The organism is Achromobacter sp. JCM 18799, assembly GCF_055395645.1.
Genome location: NZ_AP043866.1, coordinates 3,901,746 through 3,913,972 on the forward strand (window position 1 = coordinate 3,901,746; position 12,227 = coordinate 3,913,972).

Genomic DNA, 12,227 nt, shown 5'->3' on the forward strand with positions numbered 1-12,227 from the left:
AAAAATCATGGAATCCGAAGCGCCGCATGATGATTCGCTCCCGCCCTCGTGGGATGCAGTCTCCGGCAAAACCCTGAGACAACTGCTTGAACTGCGGGCCAGACAGCAGCCCCATCGGGTCGCGTTATCAGCGCAATCGATTCAGGGTTTTCGCGATCGTCTGACCTACGCGCAGCTAGCTCTTTTTTCACGCCGGATGGGGGGGTGGCTGCGCGCCATCGGCATCGAGTCCGGCGACCGGGTCGCCATTTACCTGGCGAACGACGCCGGACGGGAAGCCATCCTGACTGCGCTCGGCTGCTTCGCCATAGGCGCGGTTGCCGTGCCCATGAACACGCGCGCCGCCGACGACGATCTCGTCCACGCGCTGGACTTGGTGACCCCCGCTCTGGTGGTCTGCGGCACGGCGTCGGCCGCCCGTTTGCAACGCCTGACACGCACCAGGCAAGTGCATATCGACGCCCCCGCGAATGCCGCGAACGCATGGCAAGACCCTTTGCACGGCACGGACGCCGGTCTATCCGCGGCCGTCGGCCCGGATCCGGACTCGCCCGCATGCTTGCTCTTTACTTCGGGCACGACCTCCCGCTCCAAGGCCGTCATCCACAGCCATCGGAGCATGATCGCCGCCGGATTCGCCGTCGGTCAGGCGGTCGGGCTGGGCGCCGGCGACCTCTACCAGGGCGCCTTTCCATTCTTCACCAGTTCCTGCCTGAATCTTGGATGCATGTCCTCCTGGGTGCACGGCGCCGGCTTCGTCCTGGAGCATCTGCCCGGCAACGCTGACCGGTTGCGCCTGGCGGAATCCGAGCAATCCACCGTCTACCATGGCGTGCCCGCCGTGATCCAGTACATGCTGGACGAATGCGAACGCGGAACGTACGCCCTGGGGCGCCTGCGGCGGATCGCTTATGGCGGCGCGCCCATGCCCGTGGCCGCCATCGAACGCATAGCCCAGGCCTGGCCCTGGGTAGACCAGATGCAGATCTGGGGCATGACCGAAAGCGGACCTGCGGGCGCGAGCCTGCCGCCTCACTGGCTGCCCGCCAAGGCGGGAATGATCGGCGCCGCCATGCCCAACTGCGAATTGCGCGCGGTGGACGAGAACGGTCAAGCAGTCCCGCCGGGCGAGCCAGGCGAACTATGCTTTCGCGGCCCCAGCATGGCCCAAGGCTACTTCGAAAACCCGCAGGAAAGCGCAAACACCTTTCGCAACGGCTGGCTACACACCGGCGACATCGTGGTCCAGGACGAGGACGGGCTGTTCCGCTTCGTCGACCGCAGCAAGGACGTGATCAATCGCGGCGGCCTGAAAGTCTCGTCCGCCGCCATCGAAAACGCGCTGCAGCGCCTGCCGCAAATACAGGAAGTCGCGGTGATCCCCTTCCCTCATCCCAAGCTGGGCGAAGAAGCGGCGGCCTGCATCGTCTTCCGGCCCGGCGCGGCGCTGGATAGCGAGCGCCTTGAGGCGCACTGCGTCCAATGGCTGGCCGACTACGCAGTACCCAGGCACTGGTTCATCCTGGAATCACTGCCACGCAACCCCATGGGCAAGGTACTTAAACGAGACCTGCCCGCCCTGATCGCGCGACGCGCGCCCGCCACTGACGGCAGTCCCTGCGAGCCCCAATAGCGGCGCGCGGAATTCATCCTTCAACACACACTCTTTTAGTCTTCCTCACGTGCCACGCCTCTTGTTCGAACCCAGAAGCCACTACCCCTTCGCCACCGAGATCCAGATCTATGCCGGCCACATCAACTACGGGGGACACCTCGACCATGCCCAGTTGATCACTCTGGTCTCGGAGGCCAGGGTCAGGTTCATCAACTCGTTGGGCTATCAGGAACAAGACATCGAGGGGCATCATTTCGTCGTGGCGGACCTGGCCCTTCAATACAAGTCAGAAAGTCACCACGGAGAAGTCCTGCGCATCGAAATCGCCCCCGACAACTTCAACCAGTACGGCTTCGATCTGGAATTTCACCTGACGGAAAAGCAGAGCGGGCGCGCGGTCGCCACGGGGAAGGCCGGGCTCGTGTGCATCGACAATGCGACGCGCAAGGTTGCGCCAATCGCCAGTCTTGATGTGGACTGGGGCGCTGGCACCCGCCGCGACCAGCCCGTCTATCCCTAGCCCTGGTCCGTTGGCCGCCGTGGTGGCCATCGCCGAGCGGGACGGCAGACAGGTCGCCGCGGCGCCGTTCCTATTTTTATAATTCCTATTGGCTTTCACCCGATGACTAATCTTCATTAGACGGTTTTCACCACGCGCCTACAATCCTCGCCAGGGTCAACTCAAATAAAAAGACCGTGGAGACAAGATGAAGACAGCCGTTCCCGGCGGGGCCGCCCTGATAACCCGACTCAAGTACCTGGCGTTGGCCGGCCTGTTCATGGCCGCCAGCGGCCACGCGCAGCAGCCTGCAAAGCTGGTCGTCGGCCTGCCGGCCGGCGGCTCGTTCGACACCATAGCCAGGATCGTGGCCGAGAAGCTTCCCAGCCATCTGGAGCGGCCGGTGGTGGTGGAGAACCGCCCCGGCGCGCAGACGCGCATCGCCATTCAGGCGGTCAAGGGCGCGGCGCCGGATGGCAACAGCCTGCTGGTGGCGCCAGGCGTGGCCATCTTCCTCTACCCGCACCTGTTCCGTCAGCTCGGCTACGACCCTTTCACCGACCTCAAGCCGGTGACGCAGCTGGTGAGCTGGGACATCGTGCTTGCCGTCGCGGCTGACAGCCCCATCACCTCGTTCGAGGGATTCCGGACCTGGGCCAAACAAAATCCGGACCAGACGTTCTACGGCACATCCGGCACCGGCAGCCTGCAGCATTTCCTGGGCGTTTCGCTGGCCAGGCGCCTGGATACGCCGCTGGAGCACATCGCGTTCAAGGGCGGCAAGGACGCCGTCACCGCGCTGCTGGGCGGACACATCAATGCCATCGTGATGGACGCCGGCGAAGTCGTCCCCCTGGCGCAGGCTGGCAAACTGCGCGTTCTGGCGACCTTCAGCGCGCAACGCGAACCGGCGCTGCCGCAAACGCCGACCATGCGCGAACTCGGGCTGGGCGAACTCGAGACCTCGGGCTGGGCCGGACTGTATGCGCCGGCCGGCACCCCTGAGCCGGCCGTCCGCAAGCTGAACACGGCGGTGAACGAGATCCTGGCCCTGCCTGACGTGGCCAAGCGAGTCGCCGAGCTGGGCATGCGGCCGGCCGGCGGCACACCGCAGGCCGTCGATGCGCTCGCGCGGGAGCAGTTCGACCAGTGGCGCGACACGGTGGCCCAGTCCGGCTTCGTCATCGACTGAGCGACGCCTCTCTTTCCCATCTCACCGGATCAGTATCCATGTTTGCATTGACCACTCTCGACGTCACCTCCCGTCCTGTCGCCTGCCTGGAGATCGATGGCAGCCACTATCCCCTTGCCGCTTGCGCGAGGATCCTGGACCTGCCGGCGCTGGACGCGTCCGTCCGGGAACTCTTCGAGGACTGGCCGCGCTCGTTGGCATTGCTGCAGCAAGCGGCAGCCCGCCGCGCGGCGCTCGCCGGTCACGAAGTCGCCGGTCCGGTCCGCCATCTGGCGCCGCTGCAGTATCCAGGCAAGGTGCTGTGCGCGGGGGCCAACTACCATGACCATCTGGCGGAAATGAACGTGCCGAATGCCGCGGACAAATCCGCGCAGCGCCTGTTCTTCTTCTTCAAGCCGCCGCGCCAGGCCGTGGTCGGCGAGGGCGCAACGGTACACGTGCCCATCGGTTGCGAACGCCTGGACTGGGAAATCGAACTGGCGCTGGTGATAGGCAAGACCGCCAGGAACCTGCGCCTGGAAGACGCGCTCGACCATGTGGCGGCGTATACGGTGGCCGTGGACATGTCGGCGCGCGATCTCAACAAGGCGCCCGACACCTTCTACAAGCTGGACTGGGTAGCCGGCAAGGCGCATGACACCAGTTGCCCCCTCGGCCCCAGGCTGGTGCCTGCGGCGTTCATCCGCGACCCCATGGATCTGAGATTGACGCTCAGCGTCAACGGCCAGTGCAAGCAAGACGCGCGCACCAGCGGCATGGTCTTCGACATCCGCGAGCAGCTGGTGACCCTGAGCCGCATCATGACGCTGGAGCCCGGCGATCTGGTACTGACAGGTACGCCCGCCGGCGTGGGCGCGCCGCAAGGCACGTTCCTCAATGTCGGCGACGAAATCAGCGCAACGATCGAAGGCATCGGTACGCTGGCGGTGCAGATCCAAGCGCCACGCTGACATCCTGGCCCGCCGCGGCCGCATCTTCCTCATGAGGCAGCTCCATGCAGTCCCTTTTCTCCCCCCTGCCCGCTGCGGCCGGCGATACGATCTTCGCGCTGGTTGAAGCCTTCCAGAACGACCCGGCTCCGCACAAGGTGAGCCTCAGCATCGGCACCTACTTTGCCGAGGATGGCACCATCCCCGTGATGCGCGCCGTGCGCCAGGCGCGCGACATGCTCGTGCAGGCGGACAAGCCGCATCCGTACCTGCCCATTCCCGGATCGGCGCCGTACCGCAACGCCGCCAGAGAACTGGTCCTGGGCGCCGATGGCCCTGAACCTGAGCGCGTGGTGACGGCCCAAAGCGTCGGCGGCACCGGCGCCTTGAAGCTGGGCGCGGACTTGCTGCGCCAAATCCGCCCCGACGCGACGGTCTGGGTCAGCGATCCGACCTGGGAGAACCATGCCCAGATCTTTCGCCAGGCAGGCTTCACGGTGCATGAGTACCCTTACTATGACGCCGAAACTGCCACCGTGCGCTTCGCGCAGATGCATGACGCGTTGCAGGCCCTGCCGGCCGGGTCCATCGTCGTGCTGCACGCCAGCTGCCACAACCCAACGGGCGTGGACCTGTCCGCGGATCAGTGGAAGGCACTGACCGAACTGTTTGCGCGCCAAGGCCTGATTCCCTTTTTCGACCTGGCGTACCAGGGGTTTGGACTAGGCCTGGACGCAGACGCCGAACCAATCCGTGCAATGGCGCGCGCGGGCGTGGAATGTCTGGTCGCCAGCTCCTTCTCGAAGAACTTTTCCCTGTACGGCGAACGCTGCGGCGCCCTGAATATCGTGTGTCGCGACAAAGCCGCCGCGGACCGCGCGCTGGGCCAGCTCAAGTTGCTGATACGCGGCAACTACTCCACGCCTCCTACGTTTGGCGCTGCCTTGGTCGCCGCCGTTCTGAGCGATCGCGCGTTGCGGCAGGTCTGGACCGAAGAACTGGAGCAGATGCGGACACGGCTCGTCAGCCTGCGCACCCGCCTGTCCGGCGCGCTGACGCAACTGACCGGCGCGCCCGAAACCTGGGACTACATCGAGCGGCAGCAAGGACTGTTCAGCTACATGCGGTTGAGTCCCCAGCAGGTCGAATCGCTGCGGCGCGAACATGCCGTGTATCTGCTGAAATCCGGCAGACTCTGCGTGGCCGGCCTGACCGACGGCAACATCGACTACGTCGCAGGCGCCATCGCGGCCTGCGCCCGGCGCTGAAAATTTCTCCCTGGCCCGCAGATCCGAGGCGACCCACTGATTGGAGCAAGGCATGCCCCTCCTCAACCGGCTTATGGCCGCGAGTTCCGGATTGATGCTGGCGCTGACCCTGGCTCCCTCCATGCCCGTGGCCGCCTCCGGCGCCGGCCTGCTGCAGGAAGCTCTGCAACGGGCGGACCAGACCGAACCTGAAGTGATCGCATGGAGACGCCACATACACCAGCATCCGGAGCTGTCGTACCAGGAGACGGAAACGGCGAAATACATCGCCGACGCCCTGCGCGCGATGCCGGGCATCACCGTCGAGACCGGCGTGGCGCGTACCGGCATCAAGGCCGTGCTCAAGGGCGGCAAGCCGGGGCCTGTAGTGGCATTGCGCGCCGACATGGACGCCCTGCCCGTCGAGGAACGCAATGACCTGCCGTTCCGCTCGCAGGCCAAGGCCGTCTGGCGCGGAGAGCAGGTATCGGTTTCCCACGCCTGCGGCCACGACACTCATGTCGCCATGCTGCTGGGCGCGGCCAAGGCCTTGTCGGCGATGCGGGAGGAACTGCCCGGCACGATCGTCTTCCTGTTCCAGCCCGCGGAAGAATGGGGACCCGACAAGGAACCCAGCGGCGCCAGGGCCATGATCGCGCAGGGCGTGCTGGAGAATCCCAAAGTGGACGTGGTCTTCGGCCAGCACATCGGCGCCGGCGCGCCCTCCGGCACCATCGCCTACCGCGCCGGCCCTACCATGGCCAGCGGCGACCGCTTCGAGATCTCGCTGCACGGCAAAGGCGGACACGGCGGCCGCCCATGGACCGCCAATCCCGCGCTCGTACCCGCGGCCGAACTGACATTGGCGTTGCAGGGCATCACCAGCAGCAAGGTGGATCAGTCTGACGGCGTCACCGTGCTGTCCATCGGCATGTTGCAAAGTGGCCGGCGCGCAAACATCCTGCCCGAAAGCGCCGAACTGGCAGGCACGGTACGCTCGCTATCGTCGCACAACCAACGCATCGTCCACGAGGCCATCCGCGCACGCGCCGAGCATATTGCGCAGGCCTACGGCCTGAGCTCCAAGGTGAACATCTACACCGGCTACGAGGTCGTCGACAACGATAAATCCCTGACCGGCAGCCTGATACCAGCATGGCAGGCAGCGGCCGGCGCCGGCAAGACGGTTGAAATGCCGGCGCCATCCACCGGCAGCGAGGACTTCGGCGCCTATGGCGTCAGCGGCAAGGTACCCTCGGTCTTCTGGTTCATCAATGCCTCGCCGTTCGGCGACAAGAGCGGCGCGCCCAACCATTCGCCGGAGTTCGCCATCGACGAGAGCGCGCTGCGCGTGGGCGTGCGCGCGCTGGTGGCTTCCGCGCTGACGTATATGGACAAGCAGTAGGCAGCGAGGATCGGATCCGACGCTGCCGACGCGCCAACGCATCGGCAGCGCCGCCCTTCAGAACTTCGGCGCGCGCTTCTCGATGAATGCGGTGACCGCCTCGCGGTGTTCGGCGGTCTTGTGGGCCAGGGCCTGGTAACTGGCCGACAGCTCCAGCAAGGACGCCAGGCTGCTGTGCTGGCCTTCGCGCAGCAGGCGCTTGGTCATGCGCATGACGCCGCCGGGATTGGCGGCGATCTTCGCGGCCAGCGTCCTGGCGGCGGGCAGCAGATCGGCGGCTGGAACCACCCGGCTGACCAGGCCCCAGGCCAGCGCATCCTGCGCGCTGATGGCCTCGCCCGTGTAAGCCATTTCGCTGGCGCGGGCCATGCCCACCGCGCGCGGCAGCAGCCAGGCGCCGCCGTCGCCGGGCACGATGCCCACGCGCACGAAGCTCTCGGCAAACGTGGCCGTGTCGGCCGCGATGCGGATGTCGCACATGCAGGCGATGTCCAGGCCGGCGCCGATGGCCGGGCCATTGACCGCGCAGATGACGGGCACGTCCAGGCCATGCAGCGCAAGCGGAATACGCTGGATGCCCTGCCGGTACTCCTCGCAGATGCGCTCGGGAGTCAGCGCATCGTCGAAAAAGCGGCGCATGTCCTTGACGTTGCCGCCCGAGCTGAAGATCGGCCCGGCGGCGGTCAGGATCAGCACCTTCACGCCGGCGTCCTGGCGGATGTCCGCGCACAACTGCACGATCTCTTCGATGGCGGTGTTGCCGGTCAGCGCATTGCGTGTCTCCGGCTGATTCATGGTGGCGACGACAATGCCGCCGTCGCGCTCTATTTGCAGAAAAGCCATGCAAGTGTCTCCTGAAAGCCAGGCTTACGCCGGGACGTCGGTAATCGTGCGCACCAGGTCCAGGGTTGGCCCTGCGTGCGCGAACAGCGCCTCGCCCGCCACGTCCTGCCAGTAGGCCTCGCTGCCCGCGGTCTGACGCCAGGCATGCAAGCGGCGCGTGTAGAGTTGCAGGTCGTATTCTTCCGTGAAGCCGATCGCGCCATGTACGGCGTGCGCAAGCTCGGACACCACCAGCGCCGCCTCGCTGCAGCGCGCCTTGGCGACCGCCACCCGCAGCCGGTCCGGCGCCACGCCGTCGGCATGGCAGCCGAGCTGCGCCGCCATGCGGGCAGCGCAGACGTGTTCGCTCATGACGGCCAGCTGATGCTGGATGGCCTGGAACTTGCCGATGGGCCGGCCGAACTGCTGGCGCTCGTTGGCGTACTGCAGGGTGCGCTCCAGCACGCTGCCCAGCGCGCCCGCCATCTGCGGCGCGACCACGCTGGCCTGCACGGTGCGCACGTCGATAGCCGCATCCATCGGCGCCTGCGGCGCCGTCGCGACCTGCGCCGGCGTCCAGCGCATGGCGGCGTCCAATGCCAGCGCCTGCGGCTCCCTGTGCGCCTGCGCGGCGTCCAGCAGGCGCCAGACGTGGCCCGTCTGCACCAGCACGCTGTCAGCCACCGCGCCGCCGCGCACCAGCGCGCAATGCCAGGCGCCATCCGCTTGTTGCACGCCGCGCGCCAGGGCGATGCTGCCCGCCGGCCGCTGTCCCGCAGGTAGCAAGGCGCGCGCAATCATGGTCTCGCCCAGCAGCAGGGGCAACGCGTGGGCGCCGCATTGCTCCAGCACGCCGAATACCTGCTCCAGGCTCAGCCCGGAGCCGCCCTCGTCCTCGCCGACCAGCGCATCGGCCAGGCCGGTCTCCTCCAGCTGTCGCCAGATCCTGCCGGCGGAGTCGCCGCCCGCTTCGATATCGCGCACCGCCTGCGGCGTGCAATGGTCCGCCAGCACCTGGCGCGCGGCATCGGCGTACAGATCGTTGTCGCTCATGTCATGCTCCTTCAACGCAGGCCCAGGCCGCGCGCGATCATGCCGCGCAGAATCTCGCGGGTGCCGCCCCGCAGGGAAAACGAAGGCGAAGCCTCCGTCACGTATTTCAAGGTCATCAGCAATTCCACCGGAATGTCCTCGGCCTCGCGCGAATACAGGTCTTCCGCGATCCAGGCAGGGATCATCTGTTCCAGCGTGGTGCCCAGCTCCTTGACCAGCGCCGCCTCCACGATGGGGCTGGCGCCGCGCGTCAGCTTCTCCTGCACCGATACCGACATGGCCCGCAGCGGCGTCAGTTGGCCCAGCACCTTGCCGGCCAGCCGCTGGGCCGAGGGCGTGCGATTGGCCGGCAGACGCGCATAGTCCAGCCATTGATCGAACAGCACGATGCTGGAGTACAGCCGTTCCGGACCGCTGCGTTCGAACGCCAGCTCGGCGGTGACCTGTTCCCAGCCCTGCCCCTCGTCGCCCACCAGCGCATCGGCGTCCAGCTGCACGTTGTCGAAGAACACTTCGCAGAAGTGGCTGTCGCCCGACAGGTCCTCGATCGGCCGCACCGTCACGCCGGGCAGGGACAGGTCGACGATCACCTGCGACAGGCCCTTGTGGCGATCCTCCGGTCCGCCCGAGGTGCGCACCAGCGCAATCATGTATTGGCAGTGATGGGCATTGGTGGTCCAGATCTTCTGGCCGTTGAGCAACCAGCCGCGGTCGTTCGGCACCGCGCGCGTGCGCACGCTGGCCAGGTCCGAGCCCGAGTTGGGTTCGCTCATGCCGATGCAGAAGAACGACTCGCCGCGGCAGATGCGGGGAACGTGGAAGCGCTTCTGCGCTTCCGTGCCGTACTTGAGGATGAGCGGCGCGCTCTGCCGGTCGGCAATCCAGTGCGACCCGACCGGCGCGCCGGCATTAAGGAATTCTTCCACCAACACATAGCGCGCGAATGCGCTGCGTCCGCCGCCACCATACTCGCGCGGCAGGGTCAGGCCGATCCAGCCGCGTTCGCCCACGCGGCGGCTGAACGCGGTGTCGTAGCCGCCCCAGGAACGCGCCCGGACATGCGCCGGCATGTCGCGCACCGCTTCCTGCAGGAAGGCGCGGACGGCGGGGCGCAGGGCCTCGTCTTCGGGAGGAATGCGCGTCAGCGGCAACGCCAGTGAATTCAGACTGCTCATTCCAGGACTCCATTGATTCGATGCGTGTGCAGGGTATCCGCGCTCAGGCCCAGCAGGCGGGCCAGGACGGCGTCGGTATGTTGGCCCAGCTGCGGCGGCGCGTGGCGGTAGCTGACCGGCGTATCCGACAGGCGGATGGGGCTGGCGACCAGCGGCACTTCGCCCGCCTGCGGGTGCTGCATGCTCATGCGCAGGCCGCGCGCCTGGACCTGCGGATCCTCGAACACGTCCGCGACGCTGTTGATGGGTCCGCAAGGCACGCCGTGCTGCTCCAGCAGCGCCACCCAGTCGCGCGTGCTGCGGGTGACTGTGATGGCGCGCAAGCCATCGATCAGGTCGTCGCGATGTGCGATCCGCGCCGCATTGCGTGCAAAGCGCTCGTCCTCGGCCCATTGCGGCCGCTCTATGGCGGCGCACAGCCGGGCGAATTGCCCATCGTTGCCGACAGCCAGGATCATGTGTCCGTCCGCCGTCGGAAAGTCCTGATACGGCAACGTATTCGGATGCGCATTGCCCATGCGGCGCGGCGCCTGCTGCCCATACAGATAGTTCATCGCCTGATTGCCCAGGCAGGCGACGCCCACGTCCAGCAAGGCCAGATCGATATGCTGGCCGCGCCCGGTGTGCGCGCGCGCCTGCAGCGCGGCCAGGATGGCGGTGCTGGCATACAGCCCCGTCAGAATGTCGGTCAGCGCCACGCCCACTTTCATGGGACCGCCTCCGGGCGTGCCATCGGGGTGGCCCGTGATGCTCATCAGGCCGCCCATGCCCTGGATCAGGAAGTCGTAGCCGGCCCGGTGCGCATACGGGCCATCCTGGCCAAAGCCCGTGACCGAGCAATACACCAGCCTGGGATTCAGCTCGCTCAGCGAGGCATAGTCCAGGCCGTATTGCGCAAGCCCGCCGGTCTTGAAGTTCTCGATCAACACGTCGCATTGCTGCGCCAGCTGCCGCACCAGTTCCTGCCCCTCGGGCTTGGTGAAATCGATGCTGACCGACTGCTTGTTGCGGTTGGCGCACATGTAGTAGGCGGACTCGCCCGTGGGCTGCCCCGCCGGATCGGTCACGTAAGGGGGCCCCCAGGCGCGGGTATCGTCACCCGTACCCGGCCGCTCCACCTTGATCACTTCCGCGCCCAGGTCGCCCAGCGTCTGGGCGGCCCAGGGGCCAGCCAGCACGCGCGACAGATCGAGCACCTTCACATTCTGCAGGGCTTGCGACGTCATGCTCGCCTCTTCCTTCATTGTTGGGGAACGTTCGCCTTCTTGACGATGCGCTGCCACAGCGCGATTTCCTTCTGCTGGAATTCGCGCATCTGCGCGGGACCGCCCGTCATCGGCGTGGCGCCCAGGCGTTCATAGAAGGCACGGGTTTCGGGCATTTTGGATATGCGCGTGAACAGCTCGGCCAGGCGCCCGGTCTGTTCAGCCGGGGTCTTGGCGCTGACCATCGCGCCAACCCAGGTATAGGCTTCGAATCCTGGCAGGCCGGCCTCGATCGCGGTCGGCACGTCGGGCGAAGTCCCGACACGCTGGTCCGACGCCACCGCCACCACCTTCACGCGGCCGTCCTTGGCCAGTTCCTGCACCGCTGTCACCTCGGCGAACGTGTAGTCCACCGTGCCCCCGGCCACAGCCATGATGGCGTCGCCGGCGCCCTTGAACGGCACATGTACCGTCTTCAGGCCGGCGCTGTCGTTCAGCAATTCGCCCATCAGCTGATAACCAGCCGACCCCGCACCGAAGTTCACCTTGCCGGGATTGGCCTGCGCATACGCGATCAGGTCCTTCAGGGTGCCATATGGCGCCTGCGGACTGACGGCCAGCATGGCGGGCGAACGCATCATCATCGTCAGCGGCGCGAAATCCTTGATCGGGTCGTACGGCAGCGCCTTGAACAACGCCGCATTGACCGCCAGCGTCGAATTGCTGCCGATGAACACCGTGTAGCCATCCGCCGGCGCCGACAGCACGTTCTTCACCGCGATGAAGCCATTGGCGCCCGGCTTGTTCTCCACCACCACCGGCTGTCCGGTCAGCTCCTGCAGCTGTCGGGCGAAATAGCGGGCCGACGTATCGGTGCCGCTGCCCGGGCCGAACGGCACGACGAACTTGATCGGCCGGGACGGGAAGGTCTCGGCGTGCGCGACGGGCTGATGGCCGGCGGCGCCGAGCAAGACCACGGCCAACATGGCCGTCAGCATTTGTCTGCGGTGCTGCATGGAAGTCTCCTTTGCGTGGATGGCCGGCCGCTCTAGGCGGCGGTCCTGGCCGTATGGTCCAGCGGATGA

11 protein-coding genes are annotated in these 12,227 nt (G+C 66.6%); 6 read left to right on the plus strand and 5 right to left on the minus strand.

The genetic code is table 11. The features are described from left to right. Positions 1-7 precede the first annotated feature (7 nt). The 6 genes from ACZ5YA_RS18320 (at position 8) to ACZ5YA_RS18345 (ending at position 6,887) form a co-directional block, all read left to right on the plus strand. Positions 8-1,633, plus strand: coding sequence for a class I adenylate-forming enzyme family protein (locus ACZ5YA_RS18320; RefSeq protein WP_118931516.1), 1,626 nt, complete (start codon positions 8-10; stop codon positions 1,631-1,633). A 61-nt stretch (positions 1,634-1,694) separates the two neighbouring features. Next, positions 1,695-2,135: an acyl-CoA thioesterase gene (locus ACZ5YA_RS18325; RefSeq protein WP_223283277.1), complete on the plus strand. Its 441-nt coding sequence runs from the start codon at positions 1,695-1,697 to the stop codon at positions 2,133-2,135. A 187-nt stretch (positions 2,136-2,322) separates the two neighbouring features. Beyond that, positions 2,323-3,306, plus strand: coding sequence for a Bug family tripartite tricarboxylate transporter substrate binding protein (locus tag ACZ5YA_RS18330; RefSeq protein WP_059373896.1), 984 nt, complete (start codon positions 2,323-2,325; stop codon positions 3,304-3,306). 38 nt (positions 3,307-3,344) lie between these two features. Next, positions 3,345-4,256 (plus strand): fumarylacetoacetate hydrolase family protein, encoded by a 912-nt coding sequence (locus ACZ5YA_RS18335; protein WP_464091044.1) that lies wholly within the window; start codon positions 3,345-3,347, stop codon positions 4,254-4,256. 44 nt (positions 4,257-4,300) lie between these two features. Continuing rightward, on the plus strand, positions 4,301-5,503 hold the full coding sequence (locus ACZ5YA_RS18340) for an amino acid aminotransferase (protein ID WP_464091045.1): 1,203 nt from the start codon (positions 4,301-4,303) through the stop codon (positions 5,501-5,503). 52 nt (positions 5,504-5,555) lie between these two features. Next, the gene (locus ACZ5YA_RS18345; protein ID WP_464091046.1) at positions 5,556-6,887 is read left to right on the plus strand and encodes a M20 metallopeptidase family protein; all 1,332 of its coding nucleotides are present in this window, start codon (positions 5,556-5,558) and stop codon (positions 6,885-6,887) included. A gap of 57 nt (positions 6,888-6,944) precedes the next feature. Here ACZ5YA_RS18345 and ACZ5YA_RS18350 read toward each other — a convergent pair whose 3' ends face one another. The 5 genes from ACZ5YA_RS18350 to ACZ5YA_RS18370 are packed head-to-tail and all read right to left on the minus strand — an operon-like array spanning position 6,945 to position 12,158. Then, on the minus strand, positions 6,945-7,730 hold the full coding sequence (locus ACZ5YA_RS18350; RefSeq protein ID WP_251878934.1) for a crotonase/enoyl-CoA hydratase family protein: 786 nt from the start codon (positions 7,728-7,730) through the stop codon (positions 6,945-6,947). 24 nt (positions 7,731-7,754) lie between these two features. Next, entirely contained in the window at positions 7,755-8,762 is a 1,008-nt protein-coding gene (locus ACZ5YA_RS18355; protein WP_251878932.1) for an acyl-CoA dehydrogenase family protein, read from the minus strand. A gap of 11 nt (positions 8,763-8,773) precedes the next feature. Beyond that, positions 8,774-9,937, minus strand: coding sequence for an acyl-CoA dehydrogenase family protein (locus ACZ5YA_RS18360; RefSeq protein ID WP_251878929.1), 1,164 nt, complete (start codon positions 9,935-9,937; stop codon positions 8,774-8,776). Further along, on the minus strand, positions 9,934-11,181 hold the full coding sequence (locus ACZ5YA_RS18365; RefSeq protein ID WP_464091047.1) for a CaiB/BaiF CoA transferase family protein: 1,248 nt from the start codon (positions 11,179-11,181) through the stop codon (positions 9,934-9,936). Before ACZ5YA_RS18365 ends, ACZ5YA_RS18360 begins: the two co-directional genes overlap by 4 nt. Continuing rightward, complete coding sequence (locus ACZ5YA_RS18370) at positions 11,178-12,158, minus strand: Bug family tripartite tricarboxylate transporter substrate binding protein (RefSeq protein ID WP_464091048.1); 981 nt, start codon at positions 12,156-12,158, stop codon at positions 11,178-11,180. The genes ACZ5YA_RS18365 and ACZ5YA_RS18370 overlap by 4 nt, the downstream gene beginning before the upstream one ends. Positions 12,159-12,227 lie beyond the last annotated feature (69 nt).